At 57.1% G+C, this 23,520-nt stretch carries 26 protein-coding genes and 1 tRNA gene; 11 read left to right on the forward strand and 16 right to left on the reverse strand.

The window, feature by feature from the left end; translation table 11 throughout:
* Positions 1 to 193: 193 nt before the first annotated feature.
* Positions 194 to 727 (reverse strand): TlpA family protein disulfide reductase, encoded by a 534-nt coding sequence (locus ACKWJN_RS05675; RefSeq protein WP_408595330.1) that lies wholly within the window; start codon positions 725 to 727, stop codon positions 194 to 196.
* Positions 728 to 738: 11 nt separating this feature from the next.
* Positions 739 to 3,363, reverse strand: a complete 2,625-nt coding sequence (alaS, locus tag ACKWJN_RS05680; protein WP_408595332.1) for an alanine--tRNA ligase — start codon at positions 3,361 to 3,363, stop codon at positions 739 to 741.
* Positions 3,364 to 3,472: 109 nt separating this feature from the next.
* Between alaS and ACKWJN_RS05685 the strand changes: the two genes are divergently transcribed.
* Together ACKWJN_RS05685 and ACKWJN_RS05690 are read left to right on the forward strand one after the other, a co-directional pair.
* Positions 3,473 to 4,945: an NAD-dependent succinate-semialdehyde dehydrogenase gene (locus ACKWJN_RS05685; protein ID WP_408595333.1), complete on the forward strand. Its 1,473-nt coding sequence runs from the start codon at positions 3,473 to 3,475 to the stop codon at positions 4,943 to 4,945.
* 115 nt (positions 4,946 to 5,060) lie between these two features.
* Entirely contained in the window at positions 5,061 to 5,411 is a 351-nt protein-coding gene (locus tag ACKWJN_RS05690) for a hypothetical protein (protein WP_408595335.1), read from the forward strand.
* 66 nt (positions 5,412 to 5,477) lie between these two features.
* Here the strand turns inward: ACKWJN_RS05690 and ACKWJN_RS05695 are convergent, their stop codons facing one another.
* From ACKWJN_RS05695 to ACKWJN_RS05710, 4 genes are read right to left on the reverse strand one after another with little or no spacing between them, the layout of a single operon-like run.
* Positions 5,478 to 6,833, reverse strand: coding sequence for an NAD(P)H-dependent oxidoreductase (locus tag ACKWJN_RS05695; protein ID WP_408595337.1), 1,356 nt, complete (start codon positions 6,831 to 6,833; stop codon positions 5,478 to 5,480).
* Between the two features lie 36 nt (positions 6,834 to 6,869).
* Entirely contained in the window at positions 6,870 to 7,847 is a 978-nt protein-coding gene (locus tag ACKWJN_RS05700; protein WP_408595339.1) for a PDR/VanB family oxidoreductase, read from the reverse strand.
* 2 nt (positions 7,848 to 7,849) lie between these two features.
* Entirely contained in the window at positions 7,850 to 9,403 is a 1,554-nt protein-coding gene (locus ACKWJN_RS05705) for a Rieske 2Fe-2S domain-containing protein (protein ID WP_408595341.1), read from the reverse strand.
* A gap of 25 nt (positions 9,404 to 9,428) precedes the next feature.
* Positions 9,429 to 10,292 (reverse strand): class II aldolase/adducin family protein, encoded by an 864-nt coding sequence (locus tag ACKWJN_RS05710; protein WP_408595343.1) that lies wholly within the window; start codon positions 10,290 to 10,292, stop codon positions 9,429 to 9,431.
* Between the two features lie 113 nt (positions 10,293 to 10,405).
* Here ACKWJN_RS05710 and ACKWJN_RS05715 point away from each other — a divergent pair, with 113 nt between their 5' ends.
* Positions 10,406 to 11,308 (forward strand): LysR substrate-binding domain-containing protein, encoded by a 903-nt coding sequence (locus tag ACKWJN_RS05715; protein ID WP_408595345.1) that lies wholly within the window; start codon positions 10,406 to 10,408, stop codon positions 11,306 to 11,308.
* Positions 11,309 to 11,677: 369 nt separating this feature from the next.
* Here the strand turns inward: ACKWJN_RS05715 and ACKWJN_RS05720 are convergent, their stop codons facing one another.
* Entirely contained in the window at positions 11,678 to 11,842 is a 165-nt protein-coding gene (locus ACKWJN_RS05720) for a hypothetical protein (RefSeq protein ID WP_408595347.1), read from the reverse strand.
* Between the two features lie 240 nt (positions 11,843 to 12,082).
* Between ACKWJN_RS05720 and ACKWJN_RS05725 the strand changes: the two genes are divergently transcribed.
* The 3 genes from ACKWJN_RS05725 (at position 12,083) to ACKWJN_RS05735 (ending at position 14,426) form a co-directional block, all read left to right on the forward strand.
* Positions 12,083 to 13,048 carry an alpha/beta hydrolase gene (locus ACKWJN_RS05725; RefSeq protein WP_408595349.1) on the forward strand — a complete coding sequence of 322 codons (966 nt, stop codon included), beginning with the start codon at positions 12,083 to 12,085 and terminating at the stop codon, positions 13,046 to 13,048.
* A 190-nt stretch (positions 13,049 to 13,238) separates the two neighbouring features.
* A tRNA-Gly gene (locus ACKWJN_RS05730) sits at positions 13,239 to 13,312 on the forward strand.
* Between the two features lie 187 nt (positions 13,313 to 13,499).
* On the forward strand, positions 13,500 to 14,426 hold the full coding sequence (locus ACKWJN_RS05735; RefSeq protein ID WP_408595378.1) for a Bug family tripartite tricarboxylate transporter substrate binding protein: 927 nt from the start codon (positions 13,500 to 13,502) through the stop codon (positions 14,424 to 14,426).
* Positions 14,427 to 14,503: 77 nt separating this feature from the next.
* On the opposite strand, the gene ACKWJN_RS05740 is transcribed toward ACKWJN_RS05735, so the two are convergent.
* Positions 14,504 to 15,142, reverse strand: coding sequence for a 3-oxoacid CoA-transferase subunit B (locus ACKWJN_RS05740; RefSeq protein WP_408595350.1), 639 nt, complete (start codon positions 15,140 to 15,142; stop codon positions 14,504 to 14,506).
* A 9-nt stretch (positions 15,143 to 15,151) separates the two neighbouring features.
* Positions 15,152 to 15,853 carry a CoA transferase subunit A gene (locus ACKWJN_RS05745; RefSeq protein ID WP_408595352.1) on the reverse strand — a complete coding sequence of 234 codons (702 nt, stop codon included), beginning with the start codon at positions 15,851 to 15,853 and terminating at the stop codon, positions 15,152 to 15,154.
* Between the two features lie 88 nt (positions 15,854 to 15,941).
* On the opposite strand from ACKWJN_RS05745, the gene ACKWJN_RS05750 reads away from it, so the two are divergent.
* On the forward strand, positions 15,942 to 16,496 hold the full coding sequence (locus ACKWJN_RS05750; RefSeq protein WP_408595354.1) for a LuxR C-terminal-related transcriptional regulator: 555 nt from the start codon (positions 15,942 to 15,944) through the stop codon (positions 16,494 to 16,496).
* Here the strand turns inward: ACKWJN_RS05750 and ACKWJN_RS05755 are convergent.
* Both ACKWJN_RS05755 and ACKWJN_RS05760 read right to left on the reverse strand, forming a co-directional pair.
* Positions 16,493 to 16,786: an addiction module antidote protein gene (locus ACKWJN_RS05755; protein ID WP_408595356.1), complete on the reverse strand. Its 294-nt coding sequence runs from the start codon at positions 16,784 to 16,786 to the stop codon at positions 16,493 to 16,495. The genes ACKWJN_RS05750 and ACKWJN_RS05755 overlap by 4 nt on opposite strands.
* Complete coding sequence (locus ACKWJN_RS05760; RefSeq protein ID WP_408595358.1) at positions 16,783 to 17,088, reverse strand: type II toxin-antitoxin system RelE/ParE family toxin; 306 nt, start codon at positions 17,086 to 17,088, stop codon at positions 16,783 to 16,785. Before ACKWJN_RS05760 ends, ACKWJN_RS05755 begins: the two co-directional genes overlap by 4 nt.
* 255 nt (positions 17,089 to 17,343) lie before the next feature.
* Here ACKWJN_RS05760 and ACKWJN_RS05765 point away from each other — a divergent pair, with 255 nt between their 5' ends.
* Positions 17,344 to 17,937 (forward strand): peroxidase-related enzyme, encoded by a 594-nt coding sequence (locus tag ACKWJN_RS05765; RefSeq protein ID WP_408595360.1) that lies wholly within the window; start codon positions 17,344 to 17,346, stop codon positions 17,935 to 17,937.
* A 34-nt stretch (positions 17,938 to 17,971) separates the two neighbouring features.
* On the opposite strand, the gene ACKWJN_RS05770 is transcribed toward ACKWJN_RS05765, so the two are convergent.
* Positions 17,972 to 18,394, reverse strand: coding sequence for an acyl-CoA thioesterase (locus ACKWJN_RS05770; RefSeq protein ID WP_408595362.1), 423 nt, complete (start codon positions 18,392 to 18,394; stop codon positions 17,972 to 17,974).
* On the reverse strand, positions 18,391 to 19,173 hold the full coding sequence (locus ACKWJN_RS05775; protein ID WP_408595364.1) for an SDR family oxidoreductase: 783 nt from the start codon (positions 19,171 to 19,173) through the stop codon (positions 18,391 to 18,393). Before ACKWJN_RS05775 ends, ACKWJN_RS05770 begins: the two co-directional genes overlap by 4 nt.
* Positions 19,174 to 19,283: 110 nt before the next feature.
* On the opposite strand from ACKWJN_RS05775, the gene ACKWJN_RS05780 reads away from it, so the two are divergent.
* The 3 genes from ACKWJN_RS05780 to ACKWJN_RS05790 all read left to right on the forward strand — a co-directional run bounded on the left by ACKWJN_RS05780 (position 19,284) and on the right by ACKWJN_RS05790 (position 21,646).
* Positions 19,284 to 20,990 carry an electron transfer flavoprotein-ubiquinone oxidoreductase gene (locus ACKWJN_RS05780; RefSeq protein ID WP_408595366.1) on the forward strand — a complete coding sequence of 569 codons (1,707 nt, stop codon included), beginning with the start codon at positions 19,284 to 19,286 and terminating at the stop codon, positions 20,988 to 20,990.
* Positions 20,991 to 20,995: 5 nt separating this feature from the next.
* Positions 20,996 to 21,361, forward strand: coding sequence for a glycine cleavage system protein GcvH (gene gcvH, locus ACKWJN_RS05785; RefSeq protein ID WP_408595368.1), 366 nt, complete (start codon positions 20,996 to 20,998; stop codon positions 21,359 to 21,361).
* 120 nt (positions 21,362 to 21,481) lie between these two features.
* Positions 21,482 to 21,646, forward strand: coding sequence for a hypothetical protein (locus ACKWJN_RS05790; RefSeq protein ID WP_408595370.1), 165 nt, complete (start codon positions 21,482 to 21,484; stop codon positions 21,644 to 21,646).
* A 65-nt stretch (positions 21,647 to 21,711) separates the two neighbouring features.
* Here the strand turns inward: ACKWJN_RS05790 and ACKWJN_RS05795 are convergent, their stop codons facing one another.
* From ACKWJN_RS05795 to ACKWJN_RS05805, 3 genes are read right to left on the reverse strand one after another with little or no spacing between them, the layout of a single operon-like run.
* A complete protein-coding gene (locus ACKWJN_RS05795; RefSeq protein ID WP_408595372.1) occupies positions 21,712 to 21,957 on the reverse strand; it encodes a hypothetical protein in 246 nt (81 codons plus the stop codon).
* A 28-nt stretch (positions 21,958 to 21,985) separates the two neighbouring features.
* Positions 21,986 to 22,210 (reverse strand): addiction module protein, encoded by a 225-nt coding sequence (locus ACKWJN_RS05800; RefSeq protein ID WP_408595374.1) that lies wholly within the window; start codon positions 22,208 to 22,210, stop codon positions 21,986 to 21,988.
* A gap of 30 nt (positions 22,211 to 22,240) precedes the next feature.
* Positions 22,241 to 23,431, reverse strand: a complete 1,191-nt coding sequence (locus tag ACKWJN_RS05805; protein WP_408595376.1) for a PLP-dependent aminotransferase family protein — start codon at positions 23,429 to 23,431, stop codon at positions 22,241 to 22,243.
* Between the last annotated feature and the right edge of the window lie 89 nt (positions 23,432 to 23,520).

The following is a 23,520-nucleotide window of genomic DNA, read 5'->3' on the forward strand; positions in this document are numbered from 1 at the left end:
GCACGCACAAAGCTGGGCACACCGGCAAGGGTGGCCAACGCAGCGGCCCCCTTGAGAAGGGAACGACGCACGGGGGTCATGAAGAGATCTCCGAAATAGGATGAAGACCTGTCGGCACACACGAGGCGCAAACAGTGTTGCACCAATGCCCCGAAGGCAGGTCGCTCTGCACAACCGCGCAAGAGCGGGTGGATTATCGCTTGGGGGCCGAGGCAGGTGCCTGAAGGCGAGGCACTTGCGCCAACTGGGTCAGCCAAGTCTGCGCGTCACGCCCGCTCCAGTCCACATCGCCCATCACACGCCAGCGGGCTTGGCCATCGGGCGCGATCAGCACCGTGGTGGGAAACACCGTCACACCCCAGCGCTTGGCCAGCTCGCCCTTGGAATCGAGCATGACCGGAAAAGTCAGCCCCGTGGCTTGAACGTAACGCGCCACGCGCAACGCAGGCTCGCGCACATTCACGCTCAGCACCAAGGTACTGCTGTCGCTGATGTCGTGCAAGGTTTGCAAAGTGGGCAACTCTTCTTTGCATGGCGCACACCAGGTGGCCCAAAAATTCAACACCACCGTGTGGCCCAGCAACTCGGCTTTGGACCAGACCTTGCCTTGCATGTCCACCGCTTCCAGCAGGGGTGTTGGGGTGTTCGTCGGCCAGGCCGACTTGTCAAACTGCGCCAGCGCGGGCTGAAAGCACAAAGCCAGCAGCACCGCTGGAAGCCAGCGCATCAAGTCCCCCATCAAAGGCGTTCGGCCACCCAGGCCTGCACGCTGGCCAAGGCCTTGTCCACACCTGCGGGCTGGGTGCCACCGGCCATGGCCATGTCGGGCTTGCCGCCGCCCTTGCCACCCACTTGCTGGGCCACAAAGTTCACCAGCTCACCGGCCTTGACGCGGCCCATGCTGTCGGCGGTGACACCCGCGCTGAGGTGCACTTTCTCGCCATCGACCGAGGCCAAGACGATGGCCGCGGTTTTGAGCTTGTCTTTGAGCTTGTCCACGGTGTCACGCAAGGTTTTGGCATCGGCCCCATCCAGCTTGGTGGCCAACACCTTGACGCCTTTGACGTCCACCGCTTGGGTCATCAACTCGTCGCCTTGGAACGATGCCAACTTGCCTTTGAGGGCCGACAGTTCTTTCTCCAACCCCTTGACTTGGTCCAGCACCTGAGCAATGCGGCTGTTGAGTTCCGCCGTGGGTGCCTTGAACGCCCCAGCGGCATGGGCCACGGTGTCTTCCAGCGTTTGCAAATAGTGCAAGGCGTTTTGGCCCGTCACCGCTTCGATGCGGCGCACACCAGCGGCCACACCGCTCTCGCCCACCACCTTGAACAAACCAATGTCGCCCGTGGCTTTGACGTGGGTGCCCCCGCACAGCTCGCGGCTGGAGCCGATGTCGAGCACGCGCACGGTCTCGCCGTACTTCTCGCCAAACAACATCATGGCGCCGGTTTTTTGGGCGGACTCAATGTCCATCACACGCGCAAGTGCAGCGGCATTGGCCAAGATTTCGGCGTTCACGCGGGCTTCGATTTCGCGCACTTGGGCGTCCGTCACGGGCGCGTTGTGGGCAAAGTCAAAGCGCGTGCGTTCGGCATTCACCAAGCTGCCTTTTTGCTGCACGTGGTCGCCCAGCACTTCGCGCAAGGCCTTGTGCATCAAGTGCGTGGCCGAGTGGTTGCGCACCGTGGCGGCGCGGGCTGCGGTGTTCACCTGGGCCTCCACATGGTCGCCCACGGCCAAGGTGCCTTGGGTCAGGGTGCCGTGGTGGCCAAACACATCGGCTTTGATTTTTTGGGTGTCGGCCACCGCGAACTGGGCTGAGCCGCTCACCAACACACCTTCGTCACCCACCTGGCCGCCGCTCTCGGCGTAGAACGGGGTGGTGTTCAACACCACCACACCGCTTTGGCCGTGCTTGAGTTCGGCCACCGAGGTGCCGTCCAGGTACACCGCCACCACTTGCGCCGTGGCTTGGAGTTCGTCGTAGCCCACAAAGGTGTTGCCTGCGCCGGTGTAGTCCAAAGCCTTGTCCATCTTGAACTTGCCTGCGGCACGGGCCTGGTTCTTTTGCTTTGCCATCGCGGCGTGAAAGCCGGCTTCGTCCACGCTCAGACCGCGCTCGCGGCAGACGTCAGCCGACAAGTCGAGCGGAAAACCATAGGTGTCGTGCAACTTGAAAGCCACTTCTCCGGGCAACTCTTGAACGCCACCGTCCAGGGCTGCATCCAAAATTTGCATGCCAATTTCAAGCGTCTCAAAGAAGCGCTCTTCTTCCACACGCAACACGTCGGTGATGCGCTCGGCTTGCGAGGCCATGTTGGGGTAAGCCGCGCCCATGAGCTGGACGAGGTCAGGCACGAGCTTGTGGAAGAACGGTTTTTTCTGACCCAGCAAATACCCGTGGCGAATGGCCCGGCGGATGATTCGGCGCTGCACATAGCCACGCCCTTCGTTGCTGGGCACCACGCCGTCGCTCACCAAGAAGGCGGTGGCACGGATGTGGTCGGCAATCACGCGCAAGCTCTTGTGGCCCAGGTCTTGGCAGCCCGTCTCGCGTGAGGCGGCTTTGATGAGCGCGTCAAAGATGTCGATTTCGTAGTTGCTGTGCACGTGCTGCAAGATGGCTGCCAAGCGCTCCAAGCCCATGCCGGTGTCCACGCACGGGGCAGGCAAGCGGGTGACCGTGCCGTCTTCGGCCATGTTGAACTGCATGAACACGTTGTTCCAGATCTCGATGAAGCGGTCGCCGTCTTCGTCGGGGCTGCCGGGTGGGCCACCGGGGATGTGGTCGCCGTGGTCATAGAAGATTTCTGAGCACGGGCCGCATGGTCCGGTGTCGGCCATCATCCAGAAGTTGTCGCTCTTGTAGCGCCCGCCCTTGTTGTCGCCAATGCGGATCACACGCTCGGGCGGCAGGCCAATTTCTTTGGTCCAAATGTCATAGGCCTCATCGTCTTCTTGGTACACGGTGGCCAGCAAACGGTCTGCGGGCAACTTGTAGACCTCGGTCAGCAACTCCCACGCCCAATGGAGCGACTCACGCTTGAAGTAGTCGCCAAAGCTCCAGTTGCCCAGCATTTCAAAGAAGGTGTGGTGACGTGCGGTGTAACCCACGTTCTCCAGGTCGTTGTGTTTGCCACCGGCCCGCAAGCATGCCTGCACCGAAGCGGCACGCACGTACGAGCGTTTGTCAGTGCCCAAAAACACGTCTTTGAACTGCACCATGCCCGAGTTGGTGAACATCAAGGTGGGGTCATTGCCGGGCACCAAGGGGCTGGAAGCCACCACGGTGTGGCCTTTGGAGGCGAAAAAGTCCAGAAAGGTTTTGCGAATGTCCGCGACGGTGAATTGGGGGGTAGTCATCCTCAAATTATAGGTTTGGCCACTTCGCAAACATCGGCCCCAAGTCTCACCGCCGAGTCTGGCTTGAAGCCAGCAAAGGTATGCTTGCGGCATTGACCGGAGACACCCCATGATGAACACCCCACTCGCTTTGCTCAACGACCCCAGCTTGCTCAAAACCGATGCCCTGATCAACGGCCAATGGGTCCAAGGCAACAGCCGCTTTGACGTGCACGACCCGGCCACGGGCGCCAAACTGGCCGATGTGGCCAACCTCGGGGTGGTGGAGGCCGAAGCGGCGATTGCTGCAGCCAACACCGCATGGCCCGCCTGGCGCAACAAAACCGGCAAAGAGCGCAGCATCATCCTGCGCAAATGGTTTGATTTGCTAATGGCCAACGTGGACGACTTGGGCCGCCTGATGACCGCCGAGCAAGGCAAACCCTTTGCCGAGGCCAAAGGCGAGGTGGTGTACGGCGCCAGCTTTGTGGAGTGGTATGCCGAAGAAGCCAAACGCGTCAACGGCGAAACCCTGCCCCAGTTCGACAACAACCGCCGCCTGATGGTGCTGCGCCAACCCATCGGTGTGTGCGCCGCCATCACGCCCTGGAACTTTCCACTTGCCATGATCACCCGCAAAGTGGCACCGGCGCTGGCCGCAGGTTGCCCGGTGGTCATCAAGCCCGCTGAGCTCACGCCCCTCACCGCCCTGGCCGCGGCTGAACTGGCCCTGCGTGCAGGCATCCCAGCGGGTGTGCTCAATGTGCTCACCGCCGACAGCGACAACAGCGTGGCCGTGGGCAAGGTGTTCTGTGCCAGCGATGTGGTGCGCCACATCAGCTTCACAGGCTCCACCGAGGTGGGCCGCATCTTGATGGCGCAATCTGCGCCCAGCATCAAAAAACTCGCGCTGGAGCTGGGCGGCAACGCCCCCTTCATCGTGTTTGACGACGCCGACATCGACAGCGCCGTGGACGGCGCCATGGCCAGCAAATACCGCAACGCAGGGCAAACCTGCGTGTGCGCCAACCGCATCTATGTGCAAGACGCGGTGTACGACGAGTTTGTGCAAAAGTTTGCCCACAAAGTCAAAGCGCTCAAGGTGGGCAATGGTTTTGAAGACGGCGTGGCCCAAGGCCCACTGATTGAGCCCGCAGCGCTTGAAAAAGTCGAGCGCCATGTGCAAGACGCGCTCAGCAAAGGCGGCAAGCTGCTGACGGGCGGCCACAAGTTGGAGGGCCAGTTCTTCCAACCCACGGTGATCGCCGAGGCCCGTGCCGACATGTTGTGCGCCCGCGAAGAGACCTTTGGTCCCTTTGCCCCGGTGTTTCGTTTCACCCACGAGCAAGACGCGATCGATGCCGCCAACCACACCGAGTTTGGTTTGGCGAGCTACTTTTACAGCCGCGATGTGGGCCGCATTTTCCGCGTCAGCGAAGCGCTGGAATACGGTATGGTGGGCATCAACGTAGGGATCATTGCCACCGAGCACGTGCCCTTTGGGGGCGTCAAACAATCAGGACTGGGACGCGAAGGCTCGCACCATGGCATGGACGAGTATCTGGAAATCAAGTACCTGTGCTTGGGAGATATATTGAAATAAGCACGATCAGGATCGTTTGTAAACTTGTTATTCATTTGAAGGCAACAAGCGTTCGAAGCGATTTCCTCCGTATACTGATAGAAGTTATTTTTTTGTCAATTTCGACAATTCCGTCATGCCCACGAAACATATCTATTTGCGGTTTTTGAACCTTGTCCATGCGCTTGAGGGGAGTCAAAAGACCCCTGCAATGGATTTGGACGCCAAAAAATTGCTTGAGGTGATTGCCGTTCGGTTCGCCGAACAAAAGCCCCTCACGGTGACGGATGCGATGGCGCTCAACACCATCGCGTCACCCGCCACGATCCACCGCAAACTCGACCAGTTGCGTGAATTGGGCATGGTCGACACCGTGTTCGAAGGCAAGAACCGCCGCACCAAGTATTTGGTTCCAACCCAGGTTGCACACGATTACTTTGAAGACATCAGCCAGGTGATGCACCAAGCTTTGACTCAAACCGCCTGAGCCAAGTCCACCATCCAAAAGAGATCGCAAGACACGCGATCTCTTTTTTTATGTGTCGGCCAATTTTCAGACCATGCCCCACTCGCGGCGAAACAGGTCTTCCATGTCACGGCGCACTTGAACCACTTGCCGGCTGGCATCAAAGTCCACATCACGCCAAGACACCACCTGCCCGGCCGCGATATCACGCTTGAGCACCATGTGGTGCGCCAAGCCGATGGGCAAGCCGCCTAAGCGCAAAGAGTCTGCCGCCGGGATGACCTTGCCGTAGACGGTGAAGCCACCTTCGCCATCCAAGGTCTCACCCGCTTTGAGGGCCCGCTTGGCTGTGGCCACCACGTCGCCTCGCCAATCGCCCGTTGCACCTGTGGCTTCGCCACGCAGGGCGATGCTGGCCACCGAAATGCCCAACTCCAAACCAATCAGGTGGTAGGGCTTGTACATGGCGGCATAGCGGCCTGTGCTGTCGGTTTTCAAGCCGTATTGAGCAAAGCAGTCCATCACGTAGGGGCTGGGTGCCTCGAACACAGCGTACACGCCCCAGCGCAAATCGCGAAATACCGGGCGACCGTCACGCTCAATGGAGGACACCACTTCGACCGTGCCTTTTTGGGCCAAGATGCCGCCTTCGCTGGCAGGCCGCAAGATGTGCGGCAAGTCGTCCACACCACAGGGCGGAAAAAGCAAGCCGTCAGGGGGTGGCAACAAGTCGCAACCATTGGCCACTGCCGCCATTTCCAAGGCTGACTTGGTGCCGTCCAGAAACGAGTTGAACATCTGGGCATTGAAGTCGCCGCCGGCCACCTGTGCTTCGCTGAAGCCATAGTGCCCCCACACCGTCTCGGGCGTGGACTGGTGGTAGATGGGCAAATACTTGGTGCCCTTGCCCGCACACACCACCTCCAGACCAATGGTGCGCGCCCAGTCGACCAACTCAGCAATCAACGCAGGTTGGTCGCCCGAGGCCATGGAGTAAATGATGCCGGCCTGCGCGGCCCGACGCGCGAGCAAAGGGCCGGCCAACACATCGGCCTCGACGTTGACCATGATGATGTGTTTGCGGTGCTCACAGCACAAGAGCGCGTGGTGCACACCCGCAGCGGGGCTGCCCGTGGAATCGATCACCATGTCGATGTGGTCGCTGGCAATCACAGCCTGCGCGTCATCGGTGATGAAGGTGGCACCCGTCTTGCTGGCTTCAACCAAGGACTTGGCGCTGTATTGGTCCTCTGACCAACCCACGCGGGCCAAAGATGCTTTGGCACGGTCGGGCGACAAGTCGATCACCGCGACCAGGTGAATGCCGGGGGTGCGCGGCACTTGCGACAAATACATGGAACCGAATTTGCCTGCGCCAATGATGGCCACGCGCACTGGCTTGTGGGCGGCGGCACGGGCCTTGAGTTGCTGAATCAATGACATGGACTCACTCTTTCAAATGGTTGCGAAGGCTGGAATTCACAGGTCCAGCACCAAAACCCCGGACCGGGCGCGCGAAACACAGGCGGTCAAGCACTGGCTTTGCTCGTCGGCACCCAAGATGTGGTCGTTGTGCTCGACGTCACCCGACAGGTAACCTACCTTGCAAGTGCCGCACAAACCGGAAATGCAGGAAGTGGCAATGTCAATCCCCTCACCGGCCAAGGCGTCCACCAAGGACTGGTGAGCGGCCACCACAATCGTTTGGCCTGTGCTGGCAATTTGCGCCACAAAACTGCCGTCACCCGTAGCTGGAGTGGGACTTGCTGACGCATCCGCCACAGGTGCTTGAAAGTGCTCTGAATGAACCTGCGCCGCAGGCCAATGCGCGGTGGCAGCCTTGCAGGCTTTCATGAATCCGGGTGGGCCACAAAAATACACATGCGTGCCCTCTTGCGGCGTTTGCAGCAAGGCGGCGATGTTGAGCCCTTGGCTGGGGTCGCCTGCGTCCACATGACACTGCGTAACCGCCAGAGCTTTCAATTCGTCCTTGAACGCAATGCGGTCATCGCTGCGCACGCAATAGTGCAAAGCAAATGAAGCCCCTGCCTGCGACAAGGCATGCGCCATCGCCTTCAAGGGCGTGATGCCAATGCCGCCTGCCAACAACACCGTGCGCTGTGCGTTGGCCGCCAAGGCAAAGTTATTTCGCGGTGGACTGACTTTGAGCAACTGCCCCACACGGGCATTGCCCGTGAAGCTGCGCGAACCACCACGCCCTGCCTCGTCGCGCAACACGCCAATCACGTAGCGGTGTGTTTCTTGCGGGTCGTTGCTGAGGCTGTATTGGCGAATCAAGCCATCGCCTAGGTGCACATCGATGTGCGCCCCAGCGCTGAACGCTGGCAGCGCCTGGCCCTGCGGGTGGACCAGCTCAAACGCAAAGATGTCGGTCGCTTCCCATCGAATTTGCTTGATTTGAAGGTCTAGGGTGGGAGGGTTCGCTGAATCGGCCATGGTCACGCGTGGTAGGCCTTCTTCACGGTTTGCTCCAACTCTTCGAATCGGGTTTTCACAAACTCGGTGCGGGCCGGGCCAGACATTTTGTCGCTTTCGTTCAAGATGGCAATCACCTGCTTAGACAGCATGCGGCGTTGCGCCACTTCGTCTTCCACCGTCTTGGCCAGCGGCAAGTGGAACACGTTGCCCGAGCAGAAGCTGTTGGGCGCGCCGTTGCTGTCTTTGAGCCATTGGGCAAAACGCTCGGCGCTGGCACCGGGGTTGCTGCCACGGATGGCGTCACGCAACAGCTTGCGGAACATGTACAAGCCCGCATCAAACTTGGTCGGGTTCTCCAAGGCATGCACAGCGATGGGACGCTGGCTGATGATGGCCTCGTAATCGCCTGGTGCGTATTGGGCGTCTTTGTAATTGGCGCGCTCTCGGTGGTTGGGTGGAATCGGTGGCATGTCTTCCAGCTTGTACTTGCCAAAGCGCTCGGGGCGACGCATGGCCACCTGGCCTTCTAGAAAGTCGATGGCCTCAAAGCCCACCATGTTTTTGTCGCCCACACCGCGTGTGTCAATCGTGGGGCCCAACACGCGCCAGCCAATCATCTTGCTGTTGACATCGTCCACCGGCACCGTCCAACGCACGATGTTGAAGCGGCTGAAGAGTTTTTTCTTCAAGCCATCTTCTGAGGTGTAGGCATGCAGGCTCAGGTTGGGCAACACCTGGTGTTGCACCCGCACAAACATGTGCTGGTCGTCCGAGCGGCGCGCACCGGCACAGGCCAGTCCACGGCCTTCGTGAATTGGCACAAACAACATGTCGGGGGCAACTTCCATCGAGGCCGCGCCCACTTCGTTGAAGGTCGTGCCCTGGAAATGCCCACCCACCACGCTGGACGCTGCGTGCAGCGCAGCCGTGTGGTAGTTGTCGGCTGCGTTGTCTTGCACTTGCAACCAGTTGCAATGCTGGAAGTTGCTGTAGGGCACCAGTTCGTCGCCGGGGGCCACGGTGAAGTCTGTCTCCCACTCGGGGAACGGAGGCTCTTCTTCAGGTGGCCCCATGTAGGCAAACACCAAGCCATTGCGCTCCAAGGCTTTGTAAGCCCCTTGGCGGATGGTGCAAGCAAAACGTTCGGCTTCTTTCTCTTCGCCCTTTGGGTAAGGCACATGCAAGCAGGTGCCGTCCACGTCAAACACCATGCCGTGGTAGCAGCACATGATGCCGCGCTCTTGAATGGCGCCGTACTCCAGCGACGCACCCCGGTGCACGCAATGTGCATGCAGCACGCCCACTTGGCCACTCTTGTCGCGGAAAGCCACCAGCTCTTCGTTCAAGATTTTCAAGAAGCGTGGCGTGTCGGTCAGCTCCATCGACATGCAGACCGGGTGCCAAAAGCGGCGGAAATACTCACCCGCAGGTGTGCCGGGGCCCGTCTCGGTCAACTCCGGGTCGTGGGCCAATGTTTGCTTGGCGTAATAGCCGCCATAAGGGATGAGTTTTTTCACTGGAGCCGAAGCCGCGCTGGCGCTCTTGGCTTTGTCCATTTGCTCTTCTTTTTTCATATCAGGCCTCTTTTTGTCTCTTCAATCACTGGAGCATGTCGGGTTGGGTCACCACCAGGTGTTCCCAGATCGGCTGGAAATGCAGCCAACCAATGTATTCGCTGCCCACGTGTTCACGGCTGTAGCGTGATCGCTCGGGAGACACCAAACGCGGCTTGATGCCTGTGGCTTCCACCGCCATTTGCTGCTTGCAGCAACGCTCCAAGGCAATGAACCAAAACGCCGCAGCCTCAATGCTGTGGCGACTGGCCGTCAACAAACCGTGGTTTTGATGGATGGCGGCTTTCACGCCCTTGAAGGCGTTGGCCACTTTGTGCCCACCCTTCACCTCCACGGCCACTTGGCCCGCTTCTTCGCTGATGACCACATGGTCTTCAAAGAAGGCGGCGGCATCTTGCGAAATCGGATCCAACGGACGACCCAGTGAAGCGAAGGCTGTGCCGTAGACCGTGTGCGCGTGGCACATGGCCACAATCTCGGGGTGTGCTTCGTGCACTGCCGCGTGCAACACAAAACCTGCGCGGTTGATGGCATGTTGGCCCTCCACCACACGGCCTTCATGGTCGGCCAAGATCAGGTTGGACACCTTCACTTGGCTGAAGTGCACCGCCATCGGGTTGGTCCAGTACAAGTGGGGCCGCTCTGGATCGCGGAAGGTCAGATGACCGGCAAACCCGTAATCAAAACCTTCTAACGCAAACGCACGACACGCGGCCACCAAACGCTCTTTACCGTGCTGTCGGGCTTGGGCATGCGATGTGAACTCAGGCACTTGCGGAAAAATCAAACCTTCTTGCTCGGGCTGGTAAATCGACACCCGCTTGTCGACCAGACTCAGTGGCGGGGACGTGTAAGAGGTTTGTTTTTGATCAGCAAGCACAGCAGACATGGTTTTCCTTGAACACAGAAAGAAAGAAGCTGCGAATGGTGACGCCTCAATGCATGATTGACAAGCGATGATTTCTCACAAAAACATGAGCACAGCTCATCTAAAATGCAGTGATGCGCCGTATCCCCAAATTTTCTTTGCTGCATGCCTTTGAAGCTGCCGCCCGCAGCGAGAGCTTCAGTCTGGCCAGCGACGAGCTGTGCATCACCCCCTCGGCGGTCAGCCATCAGATACGCGAATTGGAAACTTACTTTGGGCGCAAACTGTTTGTGCGGCAAAACCGCCGGGTTGAACTCACCTCAGAGGGCCGACGCTTGCTAGAGAGCTTGAGCCGCGTGTTTGAAACCATTGAGACCGCTTGCGACGAGGTGCGGCTCGCGCCGCAGGAGCAAATTTTGGCCATCTACTGTGCCGCCAGCTTCGCGGTGAAATGGTTGGGCCCTCGACTGCCCGAGTTTGTCAAAACCTACCCGGACATCACGCTTCGTTTGACCTCAGGGGCCGAGCAAATTGACTTGACGCGTACCAAAGAACTGGATGTGGTGATTTCGTACAACGAGCCCCCAGCGCGCAAAGGTGTGGTGTCGCACGCTTTGGGGCAAGAAAAAATTGTGCCCCTGTGTGCCCCATCCTTGCTTTCGCCCGGGCGCACAGCGCGCCAGCAACTGCCCGAGTTGGTGTTGATTGAATCGCAGCTGAACCGCGTCAAGTGGTCCAACTGGTTTGCCCTCAATGGCTTGGTACTGCCCAACCGACCCCGCCCCTCTTTTGACCGAGCCGCCATGTCCATCTCAGCGGCAGCCGATGGCATGGGCGTGGCCTTGGAGAGCACGCGCTTGGCAGAGCGCGAGATCAACCGAGGGGATCTGTTGGTGGTCGGCACGGATGAGTTTGAACCCATCTTGCAAGAAACACACTTCCTGTCGTACCGCGCGATCGAACAAAATTTAGAGAAGGTGCGTGCGTTTCGTGAATGGCTGTTGAGTCAAACCGACATCGCTGTAGCCACCCACTGAATCGCTACAATCGCGCTCACGCGGGTGTAGTTCAATGGTAGAACTTTTGCTTCCCAACGGCCTAGAAACGAGTCGTGGTCCTCACTGGATGACTTCAGTGACTTGAGTTTCAGAGTTCCATCAGAACCACTCAGACAGGTGCAGGATTGGCACCACCCAGTCCACCACCAGCTTGGATTGCCGCAGTGTCTGAACCACGACAGTCAACTCCACACCAATGACTTTGGTACGTCATTAAACCTACTTCGTTTGCTTAAACAGGTATGAACCTAGGCCGTGACCATCGCATCAACAGCAGATGTTCCAGCCCTATCACTGGCTGACTGGTAGTGGATTTTGAACAAATTGGTCATCTTTGCCAGTGGTCCCTCACTTTGTTTCAATGATGGTGACAGAAACAACTCTAGAGCCATACTTGGCAACCTCTTTGGCTACTGTAACTGCTGGTCCTGTGTGGGTGGCAAGGACCGCAAAGTCCTTTTGTTGTTTTAGACCTGCAATCAGTTCGTTTTTGTTCTTGGCTGTTGTAATCATTTAGCACCTCCTGTTGATTGGAGGTATTTAGTGACATTTGAAAAATTTGAGGTTCGGATTTTGTTTACCAGGCACTTCTTTGGATTTTCGTCCAGAAAGCAAACAGTTGCATTTAAGACAAGCAAGAAAGTAGAATCTGAAATCAGGTGTAATTTACACCTACTTGAGAAGAAATAGTGTCAGTGCTGTTTATGCTTTTTTACTATTTCCCCTTATGATTTTTTAAAACTTGGGGGCAAAATGAATTCAAAACGAAACCTTCTCTTGGCAATGGGTACCGGGCTTGTCACATCTGCTTTTACCCAGCCATCGAGCCAAACTCCGTCCAAAAATAAAGGACCATTAGTTTGGCTTGATATGGATCAGGAGCAATTAGACGCATCCTATGATCAGAGTGTTTATGCCCCAAATATTCGGCAGGTTCAAAGTAGGTATGCATCCAATAGCGACATAACACGTAATCGTCTTGGTAATCCAAAACGTTTTGCCTATGGACCAACCCAAATTGAGGGGCTTGATGTTTATCTATGCAACCGACCCAAAGCACCCGTAAATATTTTTATACACGGTGGCGCTTGGCGTTCCGGATTAGCCAAGAATTTTGGCTTCAAAGCTGAGACATTTGTGAATGCAGGCGCCCATTTTGTTGTTCCTGATTTCATCAACGCTTTTGAATCTGGTGGCGAGTTAATGCCGATGATTGAACAAGTTCGGCGATCTGTGGCTTGGGTTTATAAAAATATTTCCAGCATTAATGGAGACCCAAATAGAATTTATATTTCCGGTCATTCTTCTGGCGCCCATCTTGCTGGGGTTACCTTGGTTACTAATTGGCAAAAAGAATATGGTCTACCTATGAACATCATCAAGGGTGGGCTTTTATGTAGCGGAATGTATGACTTAAAGCCTGTTCGTCTCTCTGCAAGAAGTTCTTATGTCAAATTCACTGACAGCTTAGAACATGCTCTGAGTACTCAAAGACATCTTGAGTTTTTAAATGCCCCAATCATTGTTGCTCATGGAAGTCTTGAAACACCTGAATTCCAAAGGCAAAGCCGTGACTTTGCTAAAGCAGTAAAAGATATGGGGAAACCTGTTGAGTATGTTGTTGGACAAAATTACAACCATTTTGAGATGCCTGAAACCATTGCTAATCCATATGGCATCTTAGGTAAGTTAGCTTTAGAACAAATGAAAATTTCCTAACTTTCATGTCAACTCACTTCAAGGGTAGTGCTTTTGCCCATCAGAGCAATCAGCACCCATCAGTAACCGATCAGCCAGTTTCAGAACAAGCCAAACCACACAAAAACAAAGTCAAGCACCCGCCAATGCCAATCGCCTCAAGGGTTTTGCAACAGTGTCAGGATGTAGGCCCCGCTAGAATCCACACCATGCGGGTGTAGTTCAATGGTAGAACTTTTGCTTCCCAAGCAAATAGCGTGGGTTCGATTCCCATCACCCGCTCCACATTCAGCACTGCACCACAAGCCTCTAAGGACAAGCGAGTACTTAGAGGCTTGTTGCTTTGTGCCATCATCTTTGCATGCACAAATTAAAAGCCATGCGACACACCCCATATGACTCACACGTCGCCTGGACGCGTCGTCTGTTTCAAGACAGTCTGCTCGCGCTGACCGCCGCCTGCCTGGGGCTGATGGCCACCGCCAGTCATGCGCAAAGCAACTACCCGACCAAACCCATTCGCCTGATCGTGCCGTTCACGCCGGGCGGCGTGACCGACACCAGCGGTCGGCTGATTGCTGAGCAACTCTCCAAACGCCTGGGCCAACAAGTGGTGGTCGACAACAAACCCGGCGCCTCGGGCAACATTGGCACGCAGATGGTGACGGCGGCAGAACCCGATGGCTACACCTTGTTGTTGGGTTTTGATGGCACCTTGGTGATCAATCCGCATGTGTTTGCCAAGGTGGGTTATGACACCGTCAAAGATCTCGCCCCCATCGGCAAGATTGGCGATGCGGTGTTGATCTTGGTGTCCCCCCCTGGCTTTCAAGCCAAAACCCTCAAAGACGTGATCGCCCTGTCCAAGAGCCAGCCCGGCGGTTTGTCTTACGGCACATCGGGCACCGGTGGCACACCGCACATTGCGGGGGAGTTGCTGAAGATGCGCACCGGCGCGAACTTGGTACACATTCCGTACAAAGGCGGCGGCCAAGCCATGACCGATGTGCTGGGTGGCAACATCCCACTGGTCTACACCGCCATTGCAGGCGCCATACCGCACGTCAAGTCTGGCAAGCTGCAAGCCATTGCGGTGTCCAGCGCGCAACGCGCCACCTCGTTGCCCGACGTTCCTACCTTCATTGAAAACGGCGTGGCCGATTTCGACATCAACTCTTGGGTTGGTTTGCTGGGTCCGGCCAAGATGCCCAAAGCCATCGTGGACAAACTCAACGCCGAATTGAACCTGGTGTTGAAAGACCCCGAGGTACGTGAACGCTTGAACGGCATGGGCATCACGGCCACCCCGGGCAGTGCCGACAAATTTGGCGACGACATCAAGCGCGACCTGGCACGTTTTGGCACCGTGGTGAAGGCCGCCAACATCAAGGCCGATTGATCGCCAAACCAACACAAGCCCCAAAGCAAAACGCCCGACGATGTCGGGCGTTTTGCATGAAACATATGACGATGTCGTTAGATCAACGTCACACCAGTTTTGCTTTGCACAAACTCACGCGTCACGCCGGGCGCCAGCTCGACAATCTTGAGGCCTTCGGGCACCACGTCCATGATGGCCAGGTCGGTGATGATGCGGTCGACCACACCCAGGCCCGTCAAAGGCAAGGTGCAGCTGGGCAAAATCTTCAGGTCTTCGGTGCCATCTTTTTTCTTGGCCACGTGTTCCATCAAAATGATCACGCGCTTGACGCCCGCCACCAGGTCCATCGCGCCGCCCATGCCCTTGATCATCTTGCCGGGGATCATCCAGTTGGCCAAGTCGCCCTTCTCGCTCACCTGCATGGCGCCGAGGATGGAGAGGTTGATCTTGCCGCCACGGATCATGGCAAACGATTGGTCGCTGCCAAAAATCGCCGAGCCCTTGATGGTGGTCACGGTTTGTTTGCCCGCGTTGATCAAGTCAGCGTCGACTTCATCGTCGTAGGGAAAAGGGCCAATGCCCAACATGCCGTTTTCGCTTTGCAGCCAGACTTCCACATGGTCAGGCACGTGGTTGGCCACCAGCGTTGGAATGCCAATGCCGAGGTTCACATAAAAACCGTCTTGCAGTTCGCTTGCCGCACGTGCGGCCATTTCGTCTTGAGTCCAAGCCATGTCAATTCCTTATTTGCGGTCGCGGGTAGTGCGTTTTTCAATGCGCTTTTCGGGGGTTGGGTTGTGCACGATGCGGTGCACATAGATGCCCGGCAAATGGATGTCATCCGGAGCCAACTCACCCGTGGCCACAATGCGCTCGACTTCCACCACACAAATCTTGCCTGCGGTAGCCGCTGCGGGGTTGAAGTTACGTGCCGTCATGTTGAAGCGCAGGTTGCCTGAGCGGTCGGCCACATCGGCCTTGATCAAGGCAATCTCGGGCACCAACGAGCGCTCCATCACATAGGTTTCGCCATCGAACTCGCGCAGCTCTTTGCCTTCGGCCACCAAGGTGCCCACACCGGTTTTGGTGAAGAAGGCTGGAATGCCCGCACCGCCCGCACGCAGCTTTTCAGCCAAGGTGCCTTGGGGGGTGAACTCCAACTCCAACTCACCCGCCAAATACTGGCGCTCGAACTCTTTGTTCTCGCCCACGTAGCTGGAAATCATTTTTTTGATCTGGCGTGTTTCCAACAACTTGCCCAAACCAAAGCCATCAACCCCAGCGTTGTTTGAGATGACCGTCAGGTCTTTCACGCCGGAGTCGCGCAAGGCGTCAATCAGCGCTTCGGGAATGCCACACAGGCCAAACCCACCAACGGCCATCAGCTGACCGTCGGCCACGATGTCCTGGAGTGCCGCCTCAGCGGATGGAAAAACTTTGTTCAAGAGATGCTCCAAAAGGTTCTACAAGATGGCGCTACGATACTACGTAAGACGCTACGTAGTTTTCCGTAAGCACAGACCCCCGCTCGCCATGAAGATCGATTACCGACTCGCCTTTGACCTCGCCCCAATCGGCTTGGTGCTGTCACGCAACCGCACCATGGTGGACTGCAACCAGCGCCTGTGCGACATGTTTGGTGCCCCGCGTGAGCAGTTGATAGGCCAGTCGTTTCAGGTGCTTTACCCCAGTGCCGACGAGTACGAGCGCACGGGGGCTCGCATTGAACCCATCTTGAATGCCAAGGGCCTGTACGCCGACGACCGGGTGATGAAGCGCATCGATGGTCGCTTCAAAGGCGAGCCCTTTTGGTGCCATGTCACCGGCCGCGCACTCAACCGCGAAGCCCCGCACGAAGCGGGCATTTGGAGTTTTGAAGACCTGAGCGCCCACCGCCCGGTACGCGCCGAGTTGACCGCCCGCGAGCGCGAAGTGGCCGCCTTCTTGATGGACGGCATGACCTCCAAAGAAATTGGCAAAGCCCTGGCCATCAGCCACCGCACCGTTGAGATTTACCGCGCCAAGCTGATGCGCAAATACAAAGCGTCCACCACGGCAGACTTGGTGCACAAGTTGTTGGTGGGTTAGTGAGCGGTGGCGTGCAGTTGTATCCCAAGTGCAGACGTCACTTTGAGAATGGTGGCAAAGCTTGGATTGCCTTCCCCAGAGAGGGCTTTATAGAGACTTTCACGTCCAAGCCCGGTGTCTTTGGCCAGTTGTGACATACCCTTGGCCCGCGCAATATTTCCAAGCGCTTTGACGATGAATGCCGCATCATCCCCAGCCTCTTGCAAACTGGCTTCAAGGTAAAGCGCTATGTCCTCATCAGTTTTGAGATGTTCGACACTGTCCCATTTACGAAGGCTTGGTTTGTTCATGAATGACTCTCCTTGATCTCTTGCGCCAAACGCAATGCGCTTTTGATGTCTTTGTCTTGCGATGTTTTGTCACCGCCAGCCAGCAAAATCAAAACGTCCAAGCCTCTCTGCATGAAATACACACGATAGCCTGCGCCATAGTGAATTCTCATCTCTGAGACGCCACCGCCTACCGGTTTGGTATCTCCGAAATTTCCATCTTCAGCACGATCGACACGAACTTGAATCAGCCGAGCCAGCCTACGATCACGCAATGCGGTGTACCACGCGTCAAATAGCGGGGTTGTGTAAATAGTTTTCACATGAACACCTTTTGATTGTATCAAATGGGATACATGCCATTCCTCAAAATGCCTGATGGATGCATCAAAAGATACCGACAGGACAACGCGTCAGTCATGTGTTTCACGCAAATATTTTGATAGATAGATGTTCGAGGCTGCTCAGCTAAAAATTGCATCCAGCATGTGCAAACACCCTAAGCCTGAAATGACTTACTGCATAAATTGTTGGTGGGGTAACAATCGAGTCAGAGAAACAACACAAGGAATCAGGACATGACAAGCACAACCCGCTACCCCCACCCTGAACTCACAGACCTGCCCGAAGACATTCGCACCAAAATCTTGGAGGTGCAAGACAAAGCGGGCTTTGTACCCCATGTGTTTTTGGCCTTGGCACGCCGCCCGGCCGAGTGGCGTGCGTTCTTTGCCTACCACGATGCGCTGATGCTGCCCGAGACGGTGGGGCGCGACAGCAATTTGACCAAGGGTGACCGCGAGATGATCGTCACCACCACCAGCGCCGCCAACAACTGCCTGTACTGCGTGGTGGCCCACGGTGCCATCTTGCGCATTTATGAAAAGAAGCCATTGGTGGCCGACCAAGTGGCCGTCAACTACCGCAAGGCCGATATCACACCACGCCAACGCGCCATGCTCGACTTTGCAATGAAGGTCTGCTTGCACAGCGACACGGTAGAAGATGCCGACTTTGCCGCCCTGCACGCCCATGGCTTTGATGACGAGGACATTTGGGACATTGCCGCCATCACCGCCTTTTTTGGCCTGAGCAACCGCATGGCCAGCTTCAGCAGCATGATGCCCAACCCCGAGTTCTATGTGATGGGCCGGGTACCCAAACAGAAGTAGGTCGCCCTCAGCTGAGCCAAGCGCAGACCCGCGCTCAGGGCGTGACGATGGTGCGCACCCAGTCGGGCAACTCAATCGCTTTTTGCTTGGGAAAGTCCACCCAGATCGTGGTGGCACCCCCCGCCGCATAAATCACCCCAGGCTGATCCACCAACTCCATGGTGGCCCACGACTCAAAGGTGGTACGCCCGGGGTCGCTGGTGTACATCTTCATGAGCACATCGCCGGGGTATTCAAGCTGTTTGTAAAAGTTGCAAAACGCATTCACGATCACGGGGCCACAACCTGTGGGATCGGGGCCTGTGCCAATGGCATGAAACCAATCGATGCGGATGGTCTCTAGGTAGCGGAAATAGGTGGTGTTGTTCACGTGTCCCATGGCATCCATGTCGCCCCATCGGATGGGGATCGTCATTTGGTGGACCAACTTTTTATGGTCTGGAATGTCAAACTTCATAAAGAAAACCCATCGTCGGCCGTCATGATCGCGCCATTGATGAAGTTGCTTTCAGCGCTGGCCAACATCACCAGCAAGGCATCCAGGTCTTGCACCTGCCCCACACGTTTGCGGGGAAACATGTTGATCAGCTTTTGTCCTTGCTCGGTTTCCCAATGGTGGTGGTTGATCTCGGTGTCGATGTAACCTGGGCAAATGGCGTTCACATTGATGCCAAAACGGCCCCACTCCATCGCCAACACCTTGGTCATTTGCACCACTGCGGCCTTGCTCATGCAATAGGCACCGATCTGCGGCAACACTTTGAGGCCGCCGACTGAAGCAATGTTGATGATGCGCCCACCGGTGTAGCTGCCCGGTGCAGACCCCTTCGCGCGCGCCAACATGCGCTTGCCCACCTCTTGCGCTACAAAGAAAGAACCTTTGACGTTGGTATCAAAGATGAAGTCAAAGTCTTCTTCGCTGATGTCTTGCACGCGCTGCATGGTGCTCACGCCCGAGTTGTTGACCAAGATGTCGATGCTGCCCACCTCGGTCTCGGCATGCGCCACGGCGGACTTGATGCTGTCTAAATCAGTGACATCCAAGGCCACCACATGGGCGTCGCCACCTTCGGCCTCAATCTCTGCCCGCAAGGCTTTGAGCTTTTCGACCCGTCGACTGGCCAGCACCACGGCGGCACCGGCGCGCGAGAGTGTTTTGGCAAACTGCATGCCCAATCCGCTCGATGCGCCTGTGACCAAAGCCACGCGACCTGATAAATCAATGCTGTACGCCATGAATGCCTCCTGCTGTTGTGTCGTTTCATTATGACAAGCACGCATGTAGGCCACCCGATGACACCGCATAAAATCAGTCGCAATTCTGACAACTGCTTGAGACTCTCCACATGACCCCACAAGACATCCTCGCCCAGTTCGGGCCGCGTGAAGCCATGGAATACGACGTGGTCGTGGTCGGTGGCGGGCCTGGCGGTTTGGCCACGGCCATTCGCATCAAACAACTGGCCAACGAAAGCGGCAAAGACGTGTCGGTGGTGGTGCTTGAAAAAGGCTCAGAGCCCGGCGCGCACATCTTGTCGGGCGCGGTGATGGACCCCCAAGCCCTGACCGAGTTGATCCCCAATTGGAAAGAACTAGGCTGCCCCTTGAACCAAGAGGTCACAGGCGACGATTTGTTGATGCTGACCGAAGCCGGTGCCACCCGCACCCCAAACTGGTTGATGCCACGCAACTTCCACAACGACGGTTGCTATGTGGTGTCACTGAGCAATGTGGTGAAGTGGATGGCGGCACACGCCGAGTCGATTGGCGTGGAAATCTTCCCAGGCTTTGCCGCTGCCGAAGTGCTCTACCACGACGATGCTGCCGCACACGGCGGTGTAGCTTCCGTCAAAGGCGTGGCCACCGGCAACTTAGGTCTTGGCAAAGACGGTGAACCCACCGACAACTTCCAGCTCGGCATGGAACTGCATGCCAAGTACACCGTGTTTGCCGAAGGCGCACGCGGCCACTTGGGCAAGCAAGTGATTGCCAAGTACAAACTCAACGAAGGGCGTGACGCGCAAACCTACGCCATCGGCATCAAAGAGCTGTGGGAAGTGGACCCTGCCAAAGCCAAGCCTGGCTTGGTGGTGCACACCTCCGGCTGGCCCATGCAAGACGACACCTTTGGCGGCGGCTTTCTGTACCACTTGGAAGAGAACAAGGTCACCCTGGGCTTCGTGCTCGGTCTCGACTACAAAAACCCCTGGCTCAGCCCATTCGAAGAAATGCAGCGCTGGAAAACCCATCCCGCAATTCGCGCCCACTTGGAAGGCGGCAAACGCATTGGCTATGGCGCACGCGCCATCAACAACGGCACGCCTCAGGCCTTGCCCAAAACGGTGTTCCCCGGTGGGGCATTGATCGGCTGCGATGCGGGCTACCTCAATGCCGCTCGCATCAAGGGCAGCCATGCCGCCATCAAGAGCGGCGCCTTGGCCGGTGAAGCCGCGTTTGAAGCCGTGGCCGCAGGCCGCAGCAGCGACGAATTGAGCGCCTACCCCCAGGCCTTTGAAGCCAGCTGGCTGGCCCGCGAGTTGGACAAGTACCGCAACTTCAAACTGTGGTTCAAAAAAGGGATGGCTGTGGGCACCCTGATGACGGGCATTGAGCAGTGGCTGTTGCCCAAGATCGGCATCGACACGCCACCGTGGACCCTGCATGGCCACAAGCCAGACCACCTGAGCCTCAAGCCCGCCAACGAGTGCGCCCAGATCGAATACCCCAAACCCGATGGAAAGCTCACCTTTGACCGGCTGAGCTCGGTGTTCATCAGCAACACCAACCACGAAGAGAACCAGCCCGCGCACCTGACGCTCAAAGACGCCACCGTGCCCGTGGCCATCAACCTGGCGCAATACGCAGGACCCGAGAGCCGCTACTGCCCAGCCGGTGTGTACGAATACGTCAAGAACGACGACAACTCGGACCGCTTGCAAATCAACGCACAAAACTGCGTGCACTGCAAAACCTGCGACATCAAAGACCCCACCCAAAACATCGTCTGGGTCACACCCGAAGGCGGTGGCGGCCCCAACTACAGCGGCATGTGATTGTTATGACCCACAAATACCACCAAGAACACACCTGGGTTCGCATCGACGGCGGCTCGGCCACAGTCGGCATCACCACCCACGCACAAGACACCCTGGGAGACATCGTGTTTGTCGACTTCGCAGAGGTGGGTAAAACCTTTGCCCAAGGCAGCGTCGCCGGTGTGGTGGAGTCGGTCAAAGCGGCCGCTGACGTGCACATGCCCGCCAGCGGCACGGTGACGGAAGTCAACGAAGCCTTGCGCGCCGACCCGTCATTGGCCAACAGCGACCCGGAAGGCGCAGGCTGGTTTTACAAAGTGCAGTTGAGCGCTCCGCACGAACTCGACAGCTTGATGGACGCCGCAGCCTACCAAGCACACACGGGTTAAACACCCACGCCTTGGGCTTGAATCAGCTCTGCGAGCACGGCCAAACCACCCTCGGTTTGTGCTTCGTTGGCATGGCTGAAATTCAAACGAAGCTCGCCTGTGGCCTGCGTGGGTGTAGGTATGAACGGCTCTCCCGGCATAAACGCCACACCGCGCTCAATCGCCAACTACACCCCCGCCCATGACGGGCGCGTACGCCAATTGGTACTGACCAAAGCAGGACCGAAGGCCCAAGCCGGTTGGCTGGCGGTGATGGGTGTTTTGAGCAAGCAAGCCAACAGTTAATACCTAGCGCGTGGCAAGTTTAGAACGCGTCCAAGCGGGGTCACGTCTTGTGTCTAAAACTGCGATCACAGTGACCGGATCACTTTGAAGAAGGTAGTAAATGGCTTAGGGGAAACGGCTTGCAAGACTACGGTAAACACCATTGCTGTGAACATGAACACCCGCATGAATGATGAGCGAGTCAATGTCTGCAGATAAGCTGTCAAGAAAGTAGGCCCCAAACCCGCAAGCTGAGCCTGATAAAACCCAAAGCCAGCCAATAAATCGTCTTGCGCAGCATCTGTGATGCTGATGCTGTTGCAACCATTCAAAAGGATTTCTCCTCTTTGCCAACAAGGCTCAGGTAGCAGCTCGGGTCAGGTCACGCAGGCGGTCTTTTGCGGTCTGCCATGGCGTTGTTTTTTCAACCCCAGCTTGCATGCGGGCCATTCGGTCATTCAGCACTTGCTGATGCCATGCTGGAATCAGATCAACACCTTGATGCTCTGAGAACGACTGCCATAGCAACTCCATCGCCTGTAGGCGATCTTGCGTTGAGAGTTGGGTTAATTCGTGAAGTTCCATGGCGTCCCCTCGTGTGCGAATCATCTTAAATCACAGCGCCGTTCCCAACCGCGCGATGCCTTCTTGAATTTTGGCCACATCGGCGGTGGCAAAGCTCAAGCGAATGGCGCTGGTGTCTGGGTCGTTGGCAAAGAACGGCGCGCCTGGCACAAAGGCCACGCCTTTTTCAATCGCACGCTTGGCCAATTCGTTGCCGTCTTTCACTTTACCGCCTGCCCCGGTGAGATTGGCCCAGAAAAACAGGCCCCCCTGCGGTTGGGTGAAGGTCAAGGCGTCGCCCATCTCACGGCGCAGCGCTTCGCCCATGGCATGCGCGCGCTCACCATAGACACGACGCACCGTGGCCAGCGTGGCAGGCATGCGGCCTGCCTTGAGGTACTGCGCAGCCGTGGCTTGCGCAAAGGTGGACGTGTGGGCATCGCTGAACTGCTTGCACATGGTGGCGCGTGCCAACAACTCGGGCGGGGCAATCATCCAGCCCAAACGCAAGCCGGGTGACAGCACTTTGCTCAGCGAGCCGCAGTGCACCAACCAATCACGGCTGCCCGGCACGCGGTCGCTCAAGGCCAGCAACGAAGGCGGCGGCGCGTCGCCGAAGTACAAGTCGCCGTAGGGGTCATCTTCCACCACCACGGTTTGGTATTTCACGGCCAGTTCGAGCACGCGCAAACGACGCTCCAAACTCAGCATGGCACCGCTGGGGTTGCCAAACGTGGGGATCAAATACACCAGCTTGGGTCGGTGCTGCACGATCATCTCTTCGAGTTTGTCCACTTGCACACCGTCGGCATCAATGGGCACACCCAACACCTGCGGACCATACAAACGAAAACACTGGATGGTGGCCAAAAACGTAGGGCCCTCCACCAACGCCACATCGCTGGGGTTGAGCAAGGTCTTGGCAACCAAGTCGAGTCCCTGCTGGCTGCCCGTGGTCACGATCAGGCCTTCGGGTGACAAACCCGTCACGCCCTTGCTGGCCATGAAGTGGACCAACTGTTCGCGCAAGGGGTTGTAGCCCTCGGTAGCGCCATATTGCAAAGCGGCGCCGGGTTCTTCGCTCAAGGCGCGGGCGCTGGCTTCGCGAATGCCTTCTACATCAAACATGGCGCTGTCTGGGAACCCACCGGCAAAACTGATGATGCCGGGCTTGCCCAAGAGCTTGAACAGCTCACGAATGGCAGAGGTTTCTACATTGTTGAGGCGGTCGGCAAATTGCATCAGGCAAACTTTCAGTGGGTTGTGACTCGTAGTTGGGGTAAATTGTCGCCGAACACTCTCCCTGTCTCTTATACACATCTGACGCTGCC

This window comes from Limnohabitans sp., from assembly GCF_046052825.1.
In the GTDB taxonomy this organism is placed as follows: Bacteria; Pseudomonadota; Gammaproteobacteria; order Burkholderiales; family Burkholderiaceae_C; genus Limnohabitans.